Raw genomic sequence first — 21,938 nt, forward strand, 5'->3', positions numbered from 1 at the left:
TTAGGGAATGGGGAATTGGGAATTGGGAATTGGGAATTGGGAATGGAAAATTGGGAATTGGGAATGGGGAGGCAAGGTAGCATAAGGGAAGTTGTAGTAAGTCTTCGCTTTTACCCCAGTCCCCAGTCCCCAGTCCCCAATCCCCAGTCCTTAAAAGACTCCCGTTTGGGTTTCGACTTCAATCAACTCAAAGCGGTAATTTTCAATTACGGGATTTGCTAGCATTTGGTCACAAATGCGATCAAGGTCTTGACGAGCTTTCTTTTCCTCAGTCGAGGTGATGGTGAGTTCAATGTACTTGCCAATCCGCACCTGGTCAACGTTATCGTATCCCAGTTGCTGAAGACCGGATTGTACAGCCACACCAGCAGGGTCTAAGACTGAAGGACGAAGCGTCACAAAAATTTTGGCTAGATACTTGGTTTGCACGGCTTTTGCTGAATGCTGCGATCGCTATACTATAACTTTCTGTTCCAACTGAGTGAAAATAAGATTACGAAGCAGTTAAAGTTAATTGATCAATTAGCCCATCTAACAGCTTCAACTACAGTGGCATATTTAAATAATTGTCTATGAGAGCTATACGCACCCGCAGTCAAGAGCGTATTTTCAACCTGCTGAAAACTATCAAAAAAGGCATTTCTGCCCAGGATATTTACGTAGAACTACGTAATACAAATCAGAGTATGGGTTTAGCAACAGTTTACCGTTCTTTAGAAGCCTTAAAACTCGAAGGCATAGTACAAGTACGGAATTTGGCTAATGGTGAAGCCCTCTATAGCCTAGCCCAGCAAGACAAACATCACCTTACCTGCTTGCAATGTGGTGTCTCAATTCCGATTCATCAATGCCCCGTGCATGATTTAGAAGAGCAGTTAGAATCTAGCCATAAGTTTAAAGTTTTTTACCACACCCTAGAGTTTTTTGGATTATGCAGCCAATGCCAAGTAAATCAAGCTACTGGGACTGGTCAATAATCATACCAATTCTATGAGAGGAATAAAGCGTATTTTACTTCCATCCTCATTATTGACCTTAGTGGTGCTATTTTGAGGAACGACTTCGATAATGCCGATTTTAGCGAAGTTAACCTCTATGGGTGAATTATCAGTAAGAATAGCTGAAAAAGGTTGTCAGTAGATAATTGTGATTGTCTCGTTCCCAGTCTGAGACTGGAAACGAAGTTTGAAAAGGGTTTTAAACTGAAGTTGACACCAATGCCACTTCTCATTCTTAACCAGGACGGTTATTTTCTAATCCTGGTATTTGCTTAGAAAACAAATCGTTAGAGTCAACCTGACCATTTGAGATAACGGAACGCATACCTTCAAAAGCAGCAGGGATAGTACGCGGATCTATAAACAATACCTTGCTGCTATCGCTTTTACCAATTGTCGCACCCATATCCAGATAGCCCAAAGCAAACAGAACTTCTACTGCTTTATTAGCATTGGGATTAGTTTGGAGTTTTTGGGAAATAACTTCTGCTGATTCTGCGATCGCCTGTGCTTTCAAAACTTGCTGCTGACGTTCCGCTTGAGCCTTCAAAATGATCGCTTTTTGTTCAGCTTCCGCTTGCAGAATTGTCGATTTTTGACGAGCTTCCGCATCCAGGAGTTGCGCGTCAGCTTTACCTCTGGCGCTATTGACAGCAGCTTCGCGTTCACCCTCAGAAGTTAAAATTGCTGCCCGTTTGCGTCGTTCTGCCGACATTTGCAATTCCATCGATTCTCGCACTGCCTGAGATGGAATAATATCTCGCAGTTCTACCCGTGTAACTTTCACTCCCCAAGGATCGGTAGCAACGTCCAAATCCCGTAGCAAAAGTTCACTAATGTGAGAACGAGCAGTAAAAGTTTGATCCAACTCCAGTTGCCCCATTTCAGCGCGAATTTGAGTTAGCACCATATTTATCATTGCAGCCTGGAGATTTTCTACCTTGTACCAGGCTTTTTCCATATCCACGATGCGCCAGTAAAACACTGCATCTACCTCAATGCCAACATTGTCGCGGGTGATACACTGTTGTGGAGGAATATCTAAGACTTTTTCGCGGATAGTTTCTTTGTAAACAATTTTATCTATGAAAGGAAAGATCACGTTTAGTCCTGGTTCCAGTTTTTTGTTATAACTACCCAATCTTTCCACCAAAGCTTCATTGCCCTGATTGACGACTTTCACAGATCCCGCGACGGCAGAACCACCAAGGGCTAAAAGTACGAGCAAAAAAAACTGTTCCATTGTGAATCTCCTGATTTTTTAAGTATTAAATGTCAAAGAGAGTAGGAAATGGACGAGATGGGGAAATAAAGAAAATAACCAATGCCCTATTCCCAATTCCCCATTCCCAATAATTAAGAATTCAACAAATTTTCTGGTATCACAATCAAAGTAGTACCCTCTCTCCTAACCACATAAACTCTTTGATGGGGTGCTACAGTAAATTTGTCATCGTCACATCGTGCTTGCCAGGAATTTCCTTCATACAATACCCGCCCTGTTTTACCAGGCAGAATTTCGGTTAAAGTTTCGGCTATGACTGCATCCTGAATTTTCGATTTGCGTCGTCGTGGTTGCAAAAACCGACGAGAAAGCACGATTAGAAATGTGGAAAGTAATAGCCAAACTACAACTTGCAACCATACATTTCCCAAACCCACTCCAGACAGCAGCGCCACCACAAAAGCGCTAATTCCCATCATGAAGGCGACAAACGCCGATGGTAAGAACAGTTCCATGAGACACAAAACTGCTCCCGCCAGAAGCCAGATTAAGGTCAAACTTGGCATAGTGCCATCCTAGACTCTACATTGACGTAAATCCATTTCTACGATTAGATACAGCCAGACGTAAGTTATTTACAGAAAGCAAAACTTGGTCTTTTTACCAATAATTTTGATTACTTTCAGTAACCAGGTGTAGCTAGCGGTACACAAATCCAGTCTATTCTAGCCTTCAAGCCATTGCCAGCTAAATGTAATCGAAATTCATGAGTTGATTGGTTTTTAAATTTATACTTTTATGATTTCTACTCAACTGACAATTTATTGTATAAATCCAGGCTGTAATAGCCCCATTAATCCTATTGGAGATCGTGTTTGTGCAAGTTGCCAAACTCCCTTGGTTCACCGTTATCTTTGGGCTACTGGCTCATTGTCTGCTCAAATTACACCAGGCACAAAAGTAGCAGACAGATATGGAGTAATTACTCGCCAGATTTGGCTGGATACTCAACCAGGACTACCACCAGATGTCCCTGAAGAATTACCGAAGCAAGTAATTCCTTATCTACGGTTATATCAAGAACGGTTACATCTGCCCCAAGCTTATGGGTTTGCTAGTGATGGTGAGGAAGATACAACTGATATCTTGTTATTGGAAAATGTGCCGATAGATGACACAGGAAATATCTATCCAACTATTGTTGAGGCTTGGGAGCAAGCAACGGCGGTACGACAAGTTTATTGGCTGTGGCAAATTCTCCAACTTTGGACACCTTTATCAGAATTAGGACTTAGCCGCAGTTTACTGGTAGTAGACAACTTGAGAGTCCAAGGTTGGTGTGTGCGACTGTTAGAACTCTACCAAACACCAGAAGATGAGAAGCTGAGTTTAAAAAATCTGGGGGAGTGTTGGCAGTTTTGGGTAGCTTCTGCAAAGACATCAGTAGCTAAAGGGTTGCAGAACATAGTCCAGGATATGTGTGAAACGGAAATTGAGTTGGATGATGTTGCTACTCAACTCAATGGTTTATTACTAGCATCTGCGGCAGAATTGCCACTAGTTTTGAAGGTAGCAGGTTCTACAGATATTGGCCCGATTATGGCGCAAAATGAAGACGCTTGCTACCCGAATACTTTGAATGACTTAGATGAGCCTTTATTCTCCCACTTGTCAATTGTTTGCGATGGCATTGGTGGACACGAAGGCGGCGAGGTTGCCAGTAGATTGGCAGTGCAGTCTGTAAAGTTGCAAATTCGAGTTTTACTAGCGGAGGTTACAGAACAAGCTGTACTTGTATCACCAGAGTTATTGCAGGAACAATTAGAAGCAAGCTTACGGGTGGTAAATAATGTGATTTGTGCCCGCAATAACGAACAAAAACGTCAAGGTAAAGAACGTATGGCTACAACCATTGTCATGGCGTTGCAAGTTCCACAACGAGTACAGACAAGTACTGGGTGGCAATCAAATAATACCCATGAACTTTACTTGGCTAATGTTGGCGATAGCCGTGCCTATTGGATTACTCGCAACTATTGTCAGCTACTTACAGTAGATGATGATGTGGCGACGCGAGAAGTCCGCTTTGCCAAAAGTTTGTATCGAAAAGCATTAATAAGAACAGATGCTACTGCCTTAACTCAAGCGTTGGGGACAAGAAATGCAGAATCTTTACGTCTCAAGATTCAGCGATTTATTGTGGAAGAAGATGGCATATTACTACTGTGTTCTGATGGTTTAAGTGATAATAACAGGGTGGAACAATATTGGCAAGATTATGCAATACCCGTGTTAAAAGGCCAGATGACAGTTGAAGATGCTGTCCGCAACTGGATTAACTTGGCAAACGAAAAAAATGGGCGTGATAATACGTCGGTTGTTCTCACTTATTGCCGTGTTTCTCCCGAATACTTAGTACCTGTGACTCCGCCGTTGCCAGAAGAGATTATAGAAGCAGAGATACAAGAAGAACAACAGGAATTAGAGGAACAACAGGAATTAGAGGAATTAGAGGAACAACAGGAATTAGAGGAACAACAGGAATTAATTTCCTTCACAGAAAGTTCGCAAACGTTGCTAGATTTGGATCTAGATTTGGATCTAGATTTACATACTTCAGAGGAATCAGTCACAAGTCCAGAAATTCCACCAACCTTAATTACAAAACCTAATCGGGGTAAACGCTTGGTAATGCTGGGGGGAATGTTTGCGTTGCTTGTAGGGGGTACAAGTTTAGGATTATTTGCTTGGTGGCAAATTAATCCTCAAGGATTCCAGCAAATGTGTCGGCAACTTCCTCAAAAAGTGCAGCAATTGTGTCCACCTGGTAATTAGCTTGCTAATTTGAGAACATTGAAGAAGAATTCAGAAGTCAGGATTCATGAGTCAGAATTAAGATGCTCGTAAGCGTTGCACTATCAGCTTTTTCGGTCACAATCCATTCTGTTAGCGGTAGCGGGGCATTTAGCCCATTCTGAATCCTGACTCCTGAATTCTGTTGCGATAAATAATCGAAAACGCGAAGTATTTTTAAGACGCTTCGCGTTTATATGCTAAAAAGAGTGCCTAATTAATTGTCGTCCTAAGCTGCAACTTTTTCCTCAAATGGCTTAAAAGTTTTTTTGCTAGCGCCGCAAATTGGACATTTCCAATCATCAGGAATTTCTTCAAAAGGTGTACCAGGTGCAATCCCAGAATCGGGATCGCCAGCAACGGGATCGTAAATCATGCTGCATTGTCTACAAATCCATTTCCGAGTTTTAGGATCCTCACCTGCAACTCTGGTTGCTGTTTGTCCTCCGTTTAATACTTCTAAGGCTTCAGTGTAGCGATCGGCATGGTAATTTTCGATGAATTTTAGCAAGCCAAAACGGTGTGCAGCTTCTCGAAATGTGTTGGCATGATCGGTAGATTCTTGAACTTGTTTGAGAAATTCTTCTGCCGCAGGATTGTCGCGATCGCGTTGAGCATCGGCGGCAAACTCTGGATACATTGTAGTATATTCATAAGTCTCGCCTTCAATTGCCAAAGATAAACAGCGAGATATAATTTCCCGCTTTTGTTCATCAGTTAAAGCAGCCGCATTTTCTACCACAAGTTCTGGATGCAGCAATTTAAAATGTGCAAAAGCGTGTTCAGTTTCTTGATCTGCTGTTTCTTTAAAAAGTTTTGCCAAGTCTGGAAACCCAAGTTGACGCGCTACCTCAGCAAAAAACAAATACTTGCGATTTGCCATCGATTCACCACCGAAGGCAGCTTCTAAGTTTTGAAGTGTAGTAAAGTTGGACAAATCCATAATTTCGGGTGACAGGGAAGTGATATTTAGTACGAAAACACAGACTCTACAACCGGATAGATGAGCCGTTATTTGTATAAGCTAGAAACGGTTTATACAAAATTTTTCAGCCCTTTAGCAATCCGTTTTGTTAGCTGCACTGGGACAATTATATTCGAGTAAAAAGCTCGAATGAATCGGAGTAGCAGTCTAATTTTCACCTACCCTAACAGGACTAGCAATGCCCAGGTTACTAGCTGAGGTTTTGAAACGGAGAATATCGCGTTTAGAGGCAATACGCTTGGGTTAAGGGCTACTGGCAAAAATTTTGGGTTTTTGAGACGCGATAAATCGCCGTCTCTACAAGTGTTTTGGTCTTATCTGAACTGGATTAGTTTATGAGGAGAGCTTTAACTATATCAGGCGATTCCACCATTTACACGGATATTTTGCCCTGTGATCCATCTGGCTTCATCGCTAGCGAGAAACGCTACGACATCGGCGATTTCTTGCACATCTCCGAGTTTGCCAAAAGCAGCCATTTGAGCTAAACGATCTATCTGTTCTTGGGTTTTGCCTTCTCGGAATAGCTCTGTATCGGTAGGGCCAGGAGAAATAACATTAACTGCGATCGCTTTTGCACCCAATTCTTTAGCTAATACACGCGTAATTTGTTCAACAGCGCCCTTGGTTCCGACATAGGCGCTATAAGTTGGCAGCATCATCACTGTAGTTGATGACGAAAAGTTGATAATCCGTCCGCCTTCTGATAGGTGTTGCGCGGCTTGTTGGCAAGCAAAAAAAGTACCTTTGACGTTAATAGCAAAAATCGCATCGAAATCTTCTTCACTCACCTGAGTAATTGGTTTATAGAAGGCGATTCCGGCATTGTTGACCAAAATATCGACTTTGCCAAAACGTTCAAGTGTTTGCTCAAACAGGCGTTGGATGTCGGGTACTTTGCTAATATCGGCTTGGATAGCGATCGCTTCTACTCCCAACTTTTCAATTTCTGCAACAACTTCCTGTGCTTTGGCTTCATTACCCGCATAGTTGACGACAATAGATGCGCCGTTACCAGCTAATTTTAGTGCGTAGGCGTAGCCCGTCGAAGACATCGCTCGTCCAATTCCCCGCGATGCACCAGTGATAATTGCAACTTTCCCCGATAAAGATGACATAGATTAATCTAGTTTTATTTTGGAGCAACAAAGTGATTATCTGCTGTTAAAGTACTGTACTAAGGTTAAATTTTGTCATTTGTCATTTGTCCTCCACTTGCCCAATCCTTAGTAGAGACGAGATTAATCGCGTCTCTACCCACTCCCCTTAATTAAGATTCTGGAACGATCGCAACACCATCTCTAAGATTGAGCAACCCTGAGATAATAACTTTATCTTCTGGTCGTAATCCTTCAAGAACTTGGTAATTATTATCTTTGATTTCGCCTAGCTTCACGCGCTTTTGTCGAGCTACTTGTTGAGATACACCTTGGGGAGATGTTTCAGTTTCAACTACATAAACAAAAGTGTCGCCACCTACACGAGTCATTGCTGTTGTGGGGATTAAAATTCCGGGGCGCTGATTCCAAAACACTCTAGCCCTTACCAATTGATCTGCACGTAGCTGACCGTTAGGATTGTCAAAAAGTGCTTTGATTAGTATCCCTTGTGTTTCATTACTAGCAGTAGGTGCAATGAAAAATACCCTACTTCTACCCAGCTTTTGACCTTGTGTATTCATAACTTCCACTGGCATTCCCTTACGCAATTGCGGCCCTTGCTGTAGTGGCACAGAGATGTTGACTTCTAAAGGCCGATTTTGCGTGAGATTAACTAATTGTGTGGAAGTATTAACTAAATCACCTACTTTCACAGCAATGTTGCCAACTGTGCCACTAAAGGGAGCGGTAATTTTGTCAGACTGGATTTGTTGTGTTTGAGTATTTACATTAGCTTGCTGCAACGTTTTTTCAGCCTGCAATATATTGGATCTTTGGGCTTGAATCCTGGAATCAATTGCATCAAGACTGGTTTTAGCATTGGCAAGTCGATCAGCAAACTGATTGCGAGTCTGTCGAGACACGGCTCCTTGTTCAGCTAAAATGGAATACTTTTCGTAGGTTTGCTGATACAGTTGCACATTCGCAACGTAGGATGCTCGTTGGGCTTCTAGAGATTTCAGTACAGTGCGGGCAGTTTCCAGTTGCAATAAAAATGCTTGAGGCGCAGCATTGTTAGGAGCGATCGCTGCTTGTGGTGTACGATCTACTTGGATAATTGCCGCTCCCTCGGCTACTGGATCTCCCGATTTCACAAATATTTGGCTAACTTGGCCCTGAATCCTTGGCTGAAGGATGACTGATCGCTGGGATTTTAGGCTAGCAATAAAATCTGAACTTTCCTCAATTATGCCGCTTTGTACTGTGGATACTTTGACTCTTACCCCTTGAGGTTGAGCGTTAGTAGTTGAAGGCGCTGAATTTTGCGGAGTGAGCAAACGCCAAACAAGGGCTGTTCCGCCCCCTAACAATAGTAGTGCTACTAAAAATAACCAAAGCCACCGCCGTTTTCCAGAAGGTGGCTCAAATGAGGTTTGTGGAGCTTTTTCTCCAAAATCAGTTTGAGGCTCAGGGGATGTCATGGCTTAATGAGGATAAGGAACAAATTAACTAGAATTCAATCAAAATTTCATCTGTTTATCTTGAAATTACTGATTTAGCATGAGGTTTTGTGGCAAATTATGTGTTACCCCATCCAAATATACAGTTTTGATGATTCTGTCTTAATCTACCGAAAGGTTAATCCGTTCCTTATGGATTTAGATCCCCGACTTCTTGAAGAAGTCGGGGATCTGAGCAGGATCTTTGTTCAACTCACTGTAATCACTGTTCCTGCACTCTCATTGGCCAATCTATCCACCGCACATACGGCATAAGTTCCCGCTTGTTGAACGGTAGCGAAGGTTGTGCCAGCAGACAAAATTCGCTGAATTGTCCAAGTATCCCCAGTTTGCCGATAAAGTGTCCAAGAACGAACTGGTTGATTATCTCCAGGCTGCCAACTCAGTTTGCGGTTATTGACTTGTAATCCAATGGGTGGAGGGGGTGGAGTTGTATCTTGCCAAGGCAAAGTTGGCGGTAGCGCAGGTTTGTTATAAAGCAGACTTTGGAATTTATCAGCAATGCCCTGACTATTTTCTGTCAAAACACCGAGATTAAAGAAGATATTGCCCAGTGATAACCGTCCTGCTTGGCTACGACTAATTTTCACCTGCTTTTCAATCTCATCACTCTCTCGACTCTTGTTGCTTGGTTCTGTCAAATTGTTACCAGCATAAACGTGTCTTTGCTTTGTGTTTACCTGTGTCCACCACTGTAGCAATGCTGAATAACTTTGTTGTGTTTGATCTGTGCGCCAGTAAAGTTGAGGTGCAATATAATCAATCCACCCTTCTTCTAACCATTTTTTCGAGTCGGCATACAACACATTGTAAGCATCTAACCCAGTAATGCCAGCAGGTTGTCCGGGGCGATAAATCCCAAAGGGGCTGATACCAAATTTCACATCGGGTTTGGCTGCTTTAATTCCCTGCCAGAGACGCTGTACCATTTTGTTAACATTGTCCCGTCGCCAGTCGCCAAGGTTGAGTGAACCACCAGCTGCTTGATATGCAGCATAAGTTTTGTTATCGGGGAAAGGTTGTCCCTCAATGGGATATGGATAAAAATAATCATCTAAGTGAATGCCATCCACATCGTAGCGCTTCACTACATCGAGAATGACGTTGTAAGCTCTATCTTGAACTATTTTCAGTCCTGGGTCCATCCAGCGTTGAGTTTTCCACAAATAAACGCTTTCTGGATTAGTAGCTGCTATGTGAGGACGGACTGTTTTAGCTGGGTCGGTGGAAGTGCTGGCACGGTAAGGGTTGAACCAAGCATGGAGTTCAATATTACGCTTGTGACATTCTGCGATCGCAAACGCTAAAGGATCGTAAAATGGTTCTGGTGCTTTCCCCTGAGTTCCTGTAATCCAAGCACTCCAAGGCTCTAATTGCGATTCATATAAAGCGTCTCCCTCCGGTCGCACCTGAAAGATAAGGGCATTGAAGTTTAGCGCTTGTAATTTAGTAATAATCTCAGTGAGTTCAGCTTTCTGTTGAGCAACAGAAAGCCCCGCCTTAGAAGGCCAATCACCATTCCACACAGATACTACCCACGCCCCTCGGAATTCCCGACTATGATTTACCCTAACGCTACTGGCTGGTGCGGGTGTGGGTATAGGTGTTGGTATAGGCGTTGGTGTTGGTATAGGCGTTGGTGTTGGTATTGGTGTTGGTGTTGGTATAGGCGTTGGTGTTAGTGTTGGCGGCTGTACTAAGTAACTAGAGGCAATTTTTTCTGCTTTGCCTAAATACACCAAAGCTTGATAAATAATTACTGCTACATCTGCACGAGTAGCTGCAAGATTGGGATTGAGTAATTTGATATTTGGGAAACTAACCACTAATCCAGCACTAGTGGCAATAGCTACCTGATTTCTCCCATACGCAGGAATCTGAATAGAATCTTGATAAATTTGTGGGAGTGTTGAGAGGAGGTCTGGTTTTATCTTGGTGGCAATTTCTAAGCCCGCTACCAAGGAAATTAAAACTTCCGCCCTAGTAATTCGCTCGGCGGGGCGGAAACTTTTATCAGGAAACCCGCTAATAAATGCTTTTTCGTAAGCTGTTTGAATGGCAGCTGCTGCCCAATAATTTATGGGTACATCCACAAAAGGTACATATTGCCGCTTCTTGGTAACTGTGCCAAATGCGTTGGCGATGATGGCGGCAAATTCAGCGCGAGTAAGTGAGTTATCGGGGCGATATGTGCCATTCGGCGACCCACTGACAATACCACGTTGGGCTAAGGCTGTAATAAATAAGCGTGCCCAATGGTTTTGAATATCCGAGAAGGGAGTAGCAATAGATACCATCGTAGATTGCAGCTAGCTGGCCTTGATTTTGATTTCCTTAGTTAATTTAGCAATTTTCTTGGCTTAGGCGTAGCCCAACCTAGGCATCGCTGCTGCAATCTCTTAGTAAACTTTGACTATTCAAATTTGGAAATGGGGCATTGCTTTTTCCTATTTCCTATTTCCCATTCCCCATTCCCCATACTCTATCTACTAAGTAGGATTTGCAGCTTGGTCAGGAGGATTTGAGGTAGAACGCGCATTCAATGACAGCATTACGCGTGAAATGCCAGTGAAAATAATGCTGATACCAACTAGTGTGCCAAGAAGCCAGGGCGCATTGAAGGGCCACTGGAACCAAATCATTGCACCTAAGACCAGTGTAATAATGCCATCACCTAGTATCCATGTCCAGTTCTCTTGCGGACGTAACTTGAATGCCAGAATTAACTCGAATGTACCTTCAGCCAGTAAAAAGCTGCCAAGCAACAGAGTCAGTGTGAGAATACCTGTAAAAGGATAAACAAACAGCATTATACCCGTTGCAATATAGAGTCCGCTCAATAGAAGTTTCCAAATAAAACCTCCTTGGTGGCGGGTTTGAGTGGCATAAACTAGTTTTGTAAATCCGGCGAAAATCAAAATTACTGCAATCCAAGTTTCGGCGAATAAGGTCGAGAGGTTAGGTGCTGCGATCGCAATAACCCCCAAAACACTTAGGAGAACACCACTTATCAGCGCTCCATTAACATCCTTGTTAATATTTCTAGAAACGTCACTTGTCATATAAACTTTTCCCTAACTCTACAATTACGTTAGGGAATTTCTCAGTCATAGAATAGAACCCTAAGATAGACTCATGGGTATTAAATTTCAGCAGGAACTAGCTATCATAAGAGTTCTGCAAGACTGCTTAGGCGTTCATAAACAGAGATGAGGCGATCGCCTTCAAGTTCAACAGAAGTATTAGGATAATTCTGAATGGCTCCAAGGAGTGTAACTTCACCATTTTGTTGAATAGATGTACTTAAAGCACTTCGCAACGCTTGCTGATCTAGTTGTCCTGCGGGAGGATGAACTACTTCACCAATTTGGTTAACTAAAATTGGCCCTGCCCAGCTTGACAGTAAGTTATTTAAAAAGGCAGGATCGGCTTTTATTGGGGCTTTCAGTGCCTTACGAGCTACTGCGGGGTCTTGTTGAGCGGCATCCAAATAAGCTTGTAGTGTCGGAGTAGTCTTACCTGTTTCTGTAAACTGACTTAATTCTTGAACAGAAACTTGCCCCTGAAAAGTACCATACTTTAAAACAACTTGCTCGGCAGCATTAGCATTAGTAGTTGAGAGGAGAACAAAAGCACCTACACCTAAAGCTACTGTTTGACTGAGTAACTTAGTAAATTTGCTATTGTTTAATCGATTAAAAATTTGAGAAATCTGCATTTTATCGAACATCCTAATGGTGTGGAGCGTACATAGTGCTAGAGATACATAATTAGGGGTGTACATCTTCTGTACGCCCCTATAGCCAGTTTATTTGTTGCAAAAATCTTTTTTGGAAATGGCGTTATCAAGCTTGTTCATTAGAAGAAGCTAATGAGGTAATATTGACTGATCTTCGTCCAAGGTTGGTGCAGGTATACCCAAATGCTTCCTTGCTGATTCTTCAGCTAGCTTTCGGTCTTGCTCGTTCTCGAACTGACTCTCATCTAACAAATGAGGGTTTTTTGCCGCTTCATCTCGGCTTGGTTTATAGCCATTTTTCCACCTGTACTTCCAGTCCATAATTTGAAAGGCAGATATACTGCGATTTGATTACCTAGTTCTTCATCGTAGGTGCTTAATGGAAGATGACACTCCTACTATAGGTTGAAGAAGCTCATTCTGAGGGTACAAATTTTACATCATCTTAAAGTAAGAATACTCTATAACCTTAATTTTAAAGCAATCAGGAGTTGCGATCGCAAATTTAATAATCCTATTTGATTTACTCTCCACCGAGAGGCTCAGATCCGCGACTTCTTTAATAAGTCGGGGATCTGGGATGGCAAATTTAATAACTATTGTCCTCATCTGCGATCACTGCTGAGTGTTATATAAAATTTCACACTTGCAAAATTTGTTTGGTTTTATTTTTTAATTCAAAAACCGATATGATAAATATTATTTTAGATATTGCCGAAACACAAAACAAGACAATTATGCTTAAAGAACAGATTACACAAGAACTAGAAAAATTACCTGAACCTCTGTTACAGGAAATTTTAGATTTTGTTCAGTTTTTGCAAGCCAAGTACCACAAAGATAAAACTTTAGAAATTACCATTATGAGTGAATCATCACTGCAAAAAGATTGGTTAATACCAGAGGAAGATTCAGCATGGCAGGATTTGTAAAAGGTGATGTTGTTATTGTTCCATTTCCATTTTCGGACTTAACTCAAACAAAACGTAGACCTGCTTTAGTTCTTGCTACTCTTCAGGGAGATGATCTGATCCTTTGCCAAATTACTAGCCAAGCTGTTGGCGATATTTATGCTATTCAACTAGATAATAGTGATTTTAGCTACGGTCGATTAAATCAGCTAAGTAATATTAGACCAAATCGAATTTTTACTGCTGACAAACAAATTGTTTTATATAAAGCAGGTCAAATAAAGGTTGAAAAATTAACAGAGGTGATTAATAAAATTATTGAAATTCTACAGTAATCAAGACTGTAGTTATATCGAGTATTTGATTAAGTTGGACTGGTGTCATCTGATGGAGTCGCTGGCGGTTGCGTGACAGTGGGACAGGGATTTGGTACATCTGATTGTAAAACAGATACACCAAAGCTTTTTAGTTGGGATAAGTCCAGCAATACTGTTTCAGCTAAAGGTTTCAAAATGGGTGGAACTGAGGAAGTTACTGCTGGTTTATTAGTATTAGCTAGAGTTTGCGCACTTTTATTTGGACAAACTCAAATAGAGTGTAGGCGCATTATGTCTTATTTTTAGGTTTTATCCTTTACAATAATATCCTGTTGAGATACGGATGCATTTGATTCCGGTCGGAGTATGTTGAGTTGAAGGCTTTGTAGATGGGATCGGAGTAGGTTGAGGTGAAGGTTGTGTAGATTGAATCGGAGTAGGTTGAGGTGAAGGTTGTGTAGATTGGATGTATAAGTGTGCAAGAATTGGCAGTCCCACCAATACAAAAGTTGCTGTAATACCTATGAGCCACTTTTTTCTAAACTGAGTTGTTATCGCTACAGGCGTTACTGCTACAATTTCTTGCTGTTCAATAGGTTGAACTTTTTGCTTATGAACTGGCTGCTGATTTGGTTGACCGGACAAATCAGGATTAGGAGAACTGGGAGAAGACTTTGCCTTCCAGCCTTCTATTCGTCTTTCATTTAGTTGAGTATTTGACCCTTTAACTAGCTGTTGATGTGTTTGACTAGGTAAATTAAGATTAGGTTGAGGTTGATTTGTCTCTCTTTGTTTTACAACTTTTTCTTCAATTCTTCCTACTTCTTCATTCTCCAGTTCCAAAACATGCTGATATCGTCTTAACTCCTCACGAATCTCATTACCCAGTGGATACTCATGCTGAATTGCTTGAATCAGCACTTGCTCATACTGTTGTAACTTTTGTAAGTAGGCTTCAATCTCAACTGTAATTCTGGTTTCAATTGGAGCAATGTTTTCATCTTTCAGACCTAAGATTTGTTGCTCTTGCCGCAGTTGGTTACGCTGCGTTGCATTTAAGGGATACTGCTGCTGTGTTGCTCTGGTAAATGCCTGTTCATACTGCTGTAACTTTTGTCTATATACCTCTATTTCAGCAGTAACGCGGTTTTCAAGTGAAGCTGTATCTTGATCAGTAAGTTTCCATACTTGTTGCATCTTCTGCAACTTCTGGCGAGCAGCTTGACTGAGAGGATATTCGCGTTGCATTGCCTCTGCTAATGCCTGCTCATAGTATTGAAGTTTTTGCTTATATGCTTCAATTCTGGCTTTAACCTGCGCCTCAATTGGCATTGTATCCTCATTCCTCAGCCCCAAAATTTGCTGAAGATTCAGGCGTAGCATATTGATATCATCTTCAGTGAGAGCTACTTGCTGCTGGAGTGCCTCAGTGAAGTCTCTTTCATATCGCTGTAACTTTTCTCGAAATTCTTGACGAGCAACTGCTAACATTTCATCTTCAATTACAGTTGCTTCTATTTCTGATAGTCCCAAGCGATTCCTGAGTGCATCTAAAATCTTGCGACCCACAAAAGTAACATCTCCACGATTACTATATCGCGCTACTTCTTTGCGATACTTCTGTTTAGGATCGCCTTGGGGAACTTTTGTAAGTCGAATCTTAAAGCCTTCTCTACTTGTGTAGATTTCTGGCTTCATAGTCGGCTGTATTTCTCTAACTTTTCTGCTGGCATACTCATGCAACTCGTCAATTGACACAACCCCATCTTCATCTAGGTCTGCCGCCCCCGTTGTAATTCCTTCTATTAAATAACGGGTATAAATTGAGAGGTCTGACCCCTGCTGCTCAAAAGAATATTGAGTTGAACTGGATGAAGTGAGAACAGCCCGCCCCTCTCCTCCTAATTGCTCACGGATATTTATACTGCCGTCGTCTTTGGCTGATAAACCCTCAGCAAAAGCACCACTAAAGCAACTATCCAAAATGACAACTTGCCGTTTAGAACGGCTGCGGCTCATGCTTTCATGGACAACACTGGCTGAAACTGCCGATGAGCGAATTAAATCACCTCTGGGAGTTTTGCGTGTGGTGCGGGTTGCTAAAAACAGTCTGCCAGTGTCATCCTTAATGCCATGACCAGAGAAAAAGAGAACTAACAGATCATCTTTTTGACGATGGGCAAATAGATTTTCGATAGCTTCCTCCATATCTTGGCGCTGGGGATTTTTTAGCACCATAATATCTGTCTCAGTAAAGCCACCCATTTCTGGGTGTAACAGCACTTGCTGCATCGCTTCGACATCTTTTACAGCACCTGGTAGCGGGTTCAAACCAGGCTCATACTCACTCACCCCAATCAGCAACGCTACCTTAACCATCTGTGATTCTCTATCCTGCTACAAATTTCTGTGCTGCCTCAATTGCTGCTTCTAGCTCTTGCCGACTGCTGGCTTTGACTTTCAGTTTCTTGCCATTAGACTCGATTTCTAGTTCGATGGTTTTGTTGCCAAGGCGATCGCCTAAAAATCCCATCAGTGCTTTAATATTCCTAGCATTCACCTGCGTTGTTAGCCAACCCACAGCTAGCCCTGTAAGTGACTTGCTTCCTTCCGGTGCTTCTGCTTCACGGTAAAGACTAGCATCTTCCACTTCATCCATTTCCAGCATCTGTTGCAATAGTCTCTGCGTTTCGTCTTGCAGTTCATCGTCATCTAAACCAGGCTCTTGCAAGGCGATGGTAATCTGGACGTTGGATGTAGTCGCCATTTTCAACCTCTAATTGTGGTTAATGCTTAAATTATCATAAGTATCTTATACAATCCAACTAGTAATAATTCCGGTCTGGATTGTCGTAAATAGGAATTTTGACAATATATATAGGGCGCTATGAGTAGTAAGAATGCTGCAAAGTAAAAATAGATGCCATTGTTAACCACAGCAAGCTAGGCTTGATTTTGATTTATTTGGTTAATTTAGCAATACGAGAGCGTAGGCATCGCTGATGGATGCCATATAAAAAAATTTGACTTTCTCTTTTTGGTGTTTTCCACAAGCAAAATAACTTTTGACTTTCTCAAAATGCTTGAATGCTTTCTCAATACATAACTCGGCGAGATTAAAGAAGAACTCAGAAGTCAGAATGGGCTACAACTGGCATCTTGTAAAGAAAATATGCAGTTGACAAAGCCTCCCGTAGAAAAGGCTTGACGCTAAGGATAAAAATTATAAACTTTAAGTCTAAAGAAATAAGCATAAAGTTCACCTTACTATGACTAAATATGTGTACACAGAATATTAACTATCAATCAATATCTCTATAGATAGAAATAAAAGAGCTAATTTTAATAGAATTACATCTGTAGACTCACGCAATTTAAACTAAAAAAGCTAATACTAAAACATAACTTTACCATCCTACAAGCTGGTTGTAATCAAAATAGAGAAAGTAGTACAAACAATGGCAACTTCTACAGACCGCGCTCAAGAGATTCACAAGCTGCATGAACTAATCAAAAATATTGATTATGGTATGTTTACCACAGTCGATGATGATGGAAGTTTGCATAGTTACCCCATGTCAAAAAGTGGTGAAATTAACTCTGAAGCCACACTCTGGTTCTTCACTTATGCTGGTTCCCATAAGGTAACTGAAATTGAACAGCATGAGCAGGTCAATGTTAGTTTTTCGTCACCCGAACAGCAGCGATACGTTTCTATTTCAGGTAGATCAAAACTCGTGAAAGACCGCAACAAGATGCGAGAGTTATGGAAGCCGGAACTTCAAACCTGGTTTCCTAAAGGATTGGACGAACCCGATATTGCTTTGCTTGAAGTGAATATTAACCAGGTTAATTATTGGGATAGTACATCGAGTTTTAAACCACAAACAATTAGTTTTTAACACCATCACGACTTTAAATAATTTGTAGTTAATAATTACGAATTATTTAAAGTCGCGTAATTGTTGGAAGAAATTGGCAAAGAGTAAGGAAGAAGCAATTCACATTACCTACGAAGCCATTGACACATGGATAACGCTTGGGAGCATAACCAGCATCGTAGTGAAGAGTGAATGGGAGAGGCGTTGCAGGGGCGACGAGATAAGGTTTTTTTGATGACGAAGGTTTGCACCCAAGAATGCGATCGCAAAGTGGCAATGCAACAACTTGAAGAATCACTACGTCGTCCCAAAACTGACCACCTCGACTTGTGGCAAATCCACGAAGTTGTTTACGATAACGATCCAGAAAGGATTTTTCGTGCCAACGGAGCAATTGAAGCTCTGGATCAAGCGAAAAAGTAAGGAAACGAAATTTATGCCTTACCAAGAGATTGCAGACTTACCTGATTCAGTCAAAGATCACTTACCCAAGCACGCCCAAGAAATTTTTCGGGCTGCATTTAACAATGCTCAAGAAGAATATGATGAAGAGGAGCGTGCCTTTCGTGTTGCTTGGAGCGCTGTGAAACGCGATTATGAAAAAGGCAGCGATGGGCAATGGCACAAAAAGCCAGAATAGCTCGATTCGTATTCAGCAGTTTTATTAATTTTGCACAAAAAATCTTTGTTAAAAAGGAAATCCTTATGAATTACCTTGTTGCAGTTTTACCAGATCGAATACAAGTAGAAGCCGCTTACTCTGCTCTGGAAAAAGCAGGCTTGCCAACTTCACAAGTGAATATTTTGGGAGATGGTTATCTAAGTGCTGATGAATTTGGAATGATTGATCCCGACAAGCAAGCCCGTAAACAATCAAATCGGCTCTTTGGGGGGCTTGTAATCTTTGGATTTGTTGCAGGTTACGCCTTTAACTATCTCACACAAATTGAAATATTTCCCCAGTTTGCTCGATTTGGCAATGAATTTCTTGCTGGTATATTAGGAGCGATAGCCGGTGCTTTGGGGGCTGCTTTAATTGGTCGAGGAACCAGCATAACAGTTGGCAGTGGCGATGCTTTACCCTATCGTAACCGTCTGAATGCTGGTAAATACCTAATTGTAGTTACCGGAAATGAAGATTTAACACGCGAAGCTATGCGTATACTGCGTCAATTTGAACCAGAGAATATTCAAGGCTATACAGACTATTCACAAAAGAGCAAACTTGTAAGGAATTAAGTATCTACATCGGGTTCAACGCCGAGCGATCGTAGTTGTGCAATCAACCGTTCAGCCCGTTGTCTTTCTTGTTCAGCTCGTTGTCTTTCTTGTTCAGCCCGTTGGCTTTCTTGTTCTGTAGAAGTCAATACCCAGTTGAGAGTCCCATCATACCAACGTAACCAGGGCTGTTCTACATTTTGATAGTATCCCCGCCACACGCCTAAGCCTAATTCTAATTCCGGTATCCAAAAACGTGAATCCGACAATGCTATCTCAGCATAACGACCTCCATCTAATTTAAATACCCTAAACTCATATTTGTACCGATCAAATACTACATAATAAGGAACACGTAGAATCCGTTCATATACTTCCCATTTTCCTGGTGGTTGCTTGATATCCCGCAATGTCTGTCCCAAGTCTTCCTTTTCAGTACCTGGAGACAGCAATTCAACCACAATAAAAGGATGAACTCCCTCTTGCCAAACAACATAACTTAAGCGTAAATCTCGTTGTTCGTAGAGGCGGGAAACACCTAAAACAGCAAACCAATCTGGTCGCTTATGCCACAGTGGATGGCGCGGATCGTAATAAAGATTCAGATCGCTAGCAACAAATATCTCATCACTAGGATAATTCTGTGGACGAAAGGTTTCGTCTAACAGACGAGGTTGCAATAAATGAAACTGATCGGGCAAACCAGGCTCCTCTGGGTCTTCACTGGGAAGATCGTACATGGTCGGCAATACATCTTTTGGCGATCGCGGCGGGTCAGTTTGATACATCATAAAGCAGTCGTAATGATGAAACTCTCAGTTCTATTATGATTCAATTGTTTTTGAGTAACTCAACACCTTGCAGAACAAGGCAGCATAAATTTCTCACCTTCTGCTGCAAATTTACCACGAACCATCAGCACAGTTTCGTCAAACGTATGGGGGAATGATTCCACATCTTTAACATCTAAAAGTTCTGGACTAAAGTAAATCACTACTTCTTCAATGGGTTGAGATATCTTAGTAAGAATATTCTTCAAAGAGCATATCTGCGGTGTTACGAGATCAAAAAGATGAAGTCGGGTATCTTCTATCTCCATACAGGCGATTAAATCTAAATCTTCTGCATAGTATAAAGTACGACTTCCTTCATTGACGCAGAATACAGGTTTTTCCTTGACTACGCCAACTATATTAGATACAGGGGCGCGTGTTTCTAAAAGTCTATGTAGCAATGTGTAATCTTTGGTATCTGTAAAATCCAGTATTCTGAAGCTATCAATGCTACCTGTAGAGTCACATTTAATTTTGAAGATATGTTCTTCGACTACACGAAAGCCAAAAGGTAAGTAAAATTCTGGCTGTGGTGTTGTTAGTACCAAAGTTTCGTAAATGCGATCGCAATATCCTAGCACTTCCTCCATTACTTCGCGGTAATACCCTCTCCTGCGAAATTCTGCACGGGTGGCTACTCCATGAACTCCTCCGACAGTGACTCTTTCTCCCATAATTTGCATAGGAATTTCTAACACTCCCACATGGGTAATAGCTATATCATTATGAAAGCGAATAAAGGGAGTTGAAGCTGTTTCCCGGGATGCACCTAGTTTTCTTGCACATTCTGCTAAACTCGTGAGTCCAGGAAATGTGACTTCCATCAAGTCAAAAAGCTTATCGCTGATGCTGGGTTCAGCAGAGAATGACTGTTTGAAACGATACTGGCTCATATTTCAAGTATTACAATTAATTCGGTAAAGACTACAAAATCACTTCCAGCAAATCCAGAAAAAGGGAAATATAAATGGATAGCAAGAACGTAAGGTGTTATGCTTCCAAGGTTTAACCCAATATTTCTCAAGTTTGAGTCTCTTCAAATAAGACTAAGCCATACTTCTCGCCAGTAGGCAAAAAGCCAATTCCTCGATAAACTGCTTGAGCTGCTTGGTTATTATCACCTGTAAATAGGATGGCACGTTTTACTAAGAGCGATCGCGCATCTAACAACGAGCCTGCTACCACACTTTTGGCATAGCCTTTCTCCCGCAGCGCTGGCGGTGTCCACACTCCACCAATTTGAACAATATCAGGTAGACTGGCATTGAAAGCAGAGTAAGAAACTAGAGTATCTCCTGCCACTAAAACCCAATGCATACCCATCTCTTGACGTGCTTCAATTATGCGATCGCAAGCAAGTCTTAAACTTGGAGTATCGGTTTTTCCTAAAGCTTCCACGTTATAAGCAACGCACCATTCGCTAAGTAATTCCAATTCTTCTGGATGTGGCAAACGACACTGCATCTTTGCAGATGCTAAAGCTTCAGGTATTTGTAAATCTCGTAGTTCTAGAGAAAACAATATCTCATGTTCATCAAGCTGAGTTGGTGTGTTGCTAAGTCCCAAAATGCTTTTTGTCCCTTCAACTTGTGCTGCTGGGCCACTAATTCCAGAAATAGCACGTCCAGATTGTGACACAACTGCTTGCACTACCTCTGGCAAATATACAGGCACTTGGACTATTATCATCCCATTCCAAAAATGGGCTGCAACTGCCACTATACTTTCATCTAAGTAGGCTGCTACGTAAGTTCCTTGAAATCTTGCACCTTCATCAAGCAGTCCCGCAGTTCGCCAATTAGAGCGCAAAAACATAGAAGTATCAGCGTGTTGCAAGAGAAATGCTTCTAGCGATACTTCATCTCCAGGTTGCAGAGTTCTCAAAATAGCCACAAAAAACTCCTGAATATCCAATTCAGTTTACAGAATAAGCGGTTTCGGCAATAGTAGTAATGCCCTTGTGAAGTTTGTTCTAACTCTGACAATTCAGGTCATCTCTAAAAGTTTACGAAAAATCTAACCCCCTTCCCAACACAGAAAGGGGAAAATTCAAAGTCTCTCTCCTAAAAGGTTACGGTGTACACCGTAGCCTTTTAGGAGAGAGATTTAGAGAGAGGTTTTCTAGATACTGTAAAAAGCCAGGTTCTAGTTATACAGCAGATTGTAGCTTGGTGAGGCACAGATAATTCTAGGGGCAATTCATGAATTGTCCCTACCCATGTACTTCATTTACCTGAAATACGTTGTATATAGTACTCAGAAAAGATCCCCCTAAGTTCTAACCGCAGCGATATCTGATGACAAAAAGTACTATTGAGTGTACTATTTGCTGCACAATCGTATATTCCATGCTAAAAA

The 21,938-nt window shown here is 41.6% G+C and carries 24 protein-coding genes; 8 read left to right on the forward strand and 16 right to left on the reverse strand.

Annotated features, from left to right (window positions below; genetic code table 11):
- Positions 1-150: 150 nt before the first annotated feature.
- Positions 151-429: a phosphoribosylformylglycinamidine synthase subunit PurS gene (purS, locus tag H6G86_RS04770; RefSeq protein WP_012412776.1), complete on the reverse strand. Its 279-nt coding sequence runs from the start codon at positions 427-429 to the stop codon at positions 151-153.
- A 143-nt stretch (positions 430-572) separates the two neighbouring features.
- Between purS and H6G86_RS04775 the strand changes: the two genes are divergently transcribed.
- Positions 573-977 carry a Fur family transcriptional regulator gene (locus H6G86_RS04775; protein ID WP_114080348.1) on the forward strand — a complete coding sequence of 135 codons (405 nt, stop codon included), beginning with the start codon at positions 573-575 and terminating at the stop codon, positions 975-977.
- A 256-nt stretch (positions 978-1,233) separates the two neighbouring features.
- Here the strand turns inward: H6G86_RS04775 and H6G86_RS04780 are convergent, their stop codons facing one another.
- Together H6G86_RS04780 and H6G86_RS04785 are read right to left on the reverse strand one after the other, a co-directional pair.
- Entirely contained in the window at positions 1,234-2,241 is a 1,008-nt protein-coding gene (locus H6G86_RS04780; protein ID WP_190933363.1) for an SPFH domain-containing protein, read from the reverse strand.
- A gap of 113 nt (positions 2,242-2,354) precedes the next feature.
- The gene (locus H6G86_RS04785; protein ID WP_174709945.1) at positions 2,355-2,789 is read right to left on the reverse strand and encodes an NfeD family protein; all 435 of its coding nucleotides are present in this window, start codon (positions 2,787-2,789) and stop codon (positions 2,355-2,357) included.
- A 232-nt stretch (positions 2,790-3,021) separates the two neighbouring features.
- On the opposite strand from H6G86_RS04785, the gene H6G86_RS04790 reads away from it, so the two are divergent.
- Positions 3,022-5,058 carry a 4-Cys prefix domain-containing protein gene (locus H6G86_RS04790; RefSeq protein WP_190933364.1) on the forward strand — a complete coding sequence of 679 codons (2,037 nt, stop codon included), beginning with the start codon at positions 3,022-3,024 and terminating at the stop codon, positions 5,056-5,058.
- Positions 5,059-5,305: 247 nt separating this feature from the next.
- On the opposite strand, the gene H6G86_RS04795 is transcribed toward H6G86_RS04790, so the two are convergent.
- From H6G86_RS04795 to H6G86_RS04825, 7 genes are all read right to left on the reverse strand, one after another.
- Complete coding sequence (locus tag H6G86_RS04795; protein ID WP_190933365.1) at positions 5,306-6,019, reverse strand: rubrerythrin family protein; 714 nt, start codon at positions 6,017-6,019, stop codon at positions 5,306-5,308.
- Positions 6,020-6,417: 398 nt separating this feature from the next.
- Positions 6,418-7,179, reverse strand: a complete 762-nt coding sequence (locus H6G86_RS04800; protein WP_190933366.1) for an SDR family oxidoreductase — start codon at positions 7,177-7,179, stop codon at positions 6,418-6,420.
- Positions 7,180-7,331: 152 nt separating this feature from the next.
- Entirely contained in the window at positions 7,332-8,642 is a 1,311-nt protein-coding gene (locus H6G86_RS04805) for an efflux RND transporter periplasmic adaptor subunit (RefSeq protein WP_190933367.1), read from the reverse strand.
- 227 nt (positions 8,643-8,869) lie between these two features.
- Positions 8,870-10,978 carry a glycoside hydrolase family 10-like protein gene (locus H6G86_RS04810; RefSeq protein WP_190933368.1) on the reverse strand — a complete coding sequence of 703 codons (2,109 nt, stop codon included), beginning with the start codon at positions 10,976-10,978 and terminating at the stop codon, positions 8,870-8,872.
- 192 nt (positions 10,979-11,170) lie between these two features.
- Positions 11,171-11,743, reverse strand: coding sequence for an HdeD family acid-resistance protein (locus H6G86_RS04815; RefSeq protein ID WP_190933369.1), 573 nt, complete (start codon positions 11,741-11,743; stop codon positions 11,171-11,173).
- A 104-nt stretch (positions 11,744-11,847) separates the two neighbouring features.
- On the reverse strand, positions 11,848-12,399 hold the full coding sequence (locus H6G86_RS04820) for an alpha/beta hydrolase (RefSeq protein WP_190933370.1): 552 nt from the start codon (positions 12,397-12,399) through the stop codon (positions 11,848-11,850).
- 150 nt (positions 12,400-12,549) lie between these two features.
- Complete coding sequence (locus H6G86_RS04825) at positions 12,550-12,741, reverse strand: bromodomain-containing protein (RefSeq protein ID WP_114080614.1); 192 nt, start codon at positions 12,739-12,741, stop codon at positions 12,550-12,552.
- 368 nt (positions 12,742-13,109) lie between these two features.
- Between H6G86_RS04825 and H6G86_RS04830 the strand changes: the two genes are divergently transcribed.
- Together H6G86_RS04830 and H6G86_RS04835 are read left to right on the forward strand one after the other, a co-directional pair.
- The gene (locus H6G86_RS04830) at positions 13,110-13,352 is read left to right on the forward strand and encodes a DUF2281 domain-containing protein (protein WP_199338162.1); all 243 of its coding nucleotides are present in this window, start codon (positions 13,110-13,112) and stop codon (positions 13,350-13,352) included.
- The gene (locus H6G86_RS04835) at positions 13,337-13,666 is read left to right on the forward strand and encodes a type II toxin-antitoxin system PemK/MazF family toxin (protein ID WP_190933371.1); all 330 of its coding nucleotides are present in this window, start codon (positions 13,337-13,339) and stop codon (positions 13,664-13,666) included. Before H6G86_RS04830 ends, H6G86_RS04835 begins: the two co-directional genes overlap by 16 nt.
- A gap of 29 nt (positions 13,667-13,695) precedes the next feature.
- On the opposite strand, the gene H6G86_RS38365 is transcribed toward H6G86_RS04835, so the two are convergent.
- The 3 genes from H6G86_RS38365 to H6G86_RS04850 form a co-directional block, all read right to left on the reverse strand.
- On the reverse strand, positions 13,696-13,842 hold the full coding sequence (locus tag H6G86_RS38365; RefSeq protein WP_206758424.1) for a hypothetical protein: 147 nt from the start codon (positions 13,840-13,842) through the stop codon (positions 13,696-13,698).
- A gap of 115 nt (positions 13,843-13,957) precedes the next feature.
- The gene (locus tag H6G86_RS04845) at positions 13,958-16,027 is read right to left on the reverse strand and encodes a caspase, EACC1-associated type (protein WP_190933373.1); all 2,070 of its coding nucleotides are present in this window, start codon (positions 16,025-16,027) and stop codon (positions 13,958-13,960) included.
- 10 nt (positions 16,028-16,037) lie between these two features.
- Entirely contained in the window at positions 16,038-16,415 is a 378-nt protein-coding gene (locus tag H6G86_RS04850) for a hypothetical protein (RefSeq protein WP_190933374.1), read from the reverse strand.
- A 691-nt stretch (positions 16,416-17,106) separates the two neighbouring features.
- Between H6G86_RS04850 and H6G86_RS04855 the strand changes: the two genes are divergently transcribed.
- The 4 genes from H6G86_RS04855 to H6G86_RS04870 all read left to right on the forward strand — a co-directional run bounded on the left by H6G86_RS04855 (position 17,107) and on the right by H6G86_RS04870 (position 18,768).
- A complete protein-coding gene (locus H6G86_RS04855; RefSeq protein WP_190933375.1) occupies positions 17,107-17,550 on the forward strand; it encodes a pyridoxamine 5'-phosphate oxidase family protein in 444 nt (147 codons plus the stop codon).
- 171 nt (positions 17,551-17,721) lie between these two features.
- Positions 17,722-17,952, forward strand: coding sequence for an aldo/keto reductase (locus H6G86_RS38125; RefSeq protein ID WP_277883542.1), 231 nt, complete (start codon positions 17,722-17,724; stop codon positions 17,950-17,952).
- A 13-nt stretch (positions 17,953-17,965) separates the two neighbouring features.
- Positions 17,966-18,169 carry a ChaB family protein gene (locus H6G86_RS04865; RefSeq protein WP_114080618.1) on the forward strand — a complete coding sequence of 68 codons (204 nt, stop codon included), beginning with the start codon at positions 17,966-17,968 and terminating at the stop codon, positions 18,167-18,169.
- 65 nt (positions 18,170-18,234) lie between these two features.
- Entirely contained in the window at positions 18,235-18,768 is a 534-nt protein-coding gene (locus tag H6G86_RS04870) for a hypothetical protein (RefSeq protein ID WP_190933376.1), read from the forward strand.
- Here H6G86_RS04870 and H6G86_RS04875 read toward each other — a convergent pair.
- The 3 genes from H6G86_RS04875 to H6G86_RS04885 all read right to left on the reverse strand — a co-directional run bounded on the left by H6G86_RS04875 (position 18,765) and on the right by H6G86_RS04885 (position 21,473).
- The gene (locus H6G86_RS04875) at positions 18,765-19,535 is read right to left on the reverse strand and encodes a Uma2 family endonuclease (protein WP_190933519.1); all 771 of its coding nucleotides are present in this window, start codon (positions 19,533-19,535) and stop codon (positions 18,765-18,767) included. The two genes, H6G86_RS04870 and H6G86_RS04875, sit on opposite strands and share 4 nt — an antisense overlap.
- A gap of 62 nt (positions 19,536-19,597) precedes the next feature.
- Positions 19,598-20,473 (reverse strand): GNAT family N-acetyltransferase, encoded by an 876-nt coding sequence (locus H6G86_RS04880; RefSeq protein WP_190933377.1) that lies wholly within the window; start codon positions 20,471-20,473, stop codon positions 19,598-19,600.
- A 127-nt stretch (positions 20,474-20,600) separates the two neighbouring features.
- Positions 20,601-21,473: a GNAT family N-acetyltransferase gene (locus H6G86_RS04885; protein WP_190933378.1), complete on the reverse strand. Its 873-nt coding sequence runs from the start codon at positions 21,471-21,473 to the stop codon at positions 20,601-20,603.
- Positions 21,474-21,938 lie beyond the last annotated feature (465 nt).

Origin of the sequence: Nostoc sp. FACHB-133 (assembly GCF_014698055.1) — a bacterium.
In the GTDB taxonomy this organism is placed as follows: domain Bacteria; phylum Cyanobacteriota; class Cyanobacteriia; order Cyanobacteriales; family Nostocaceae; genus Nostoc.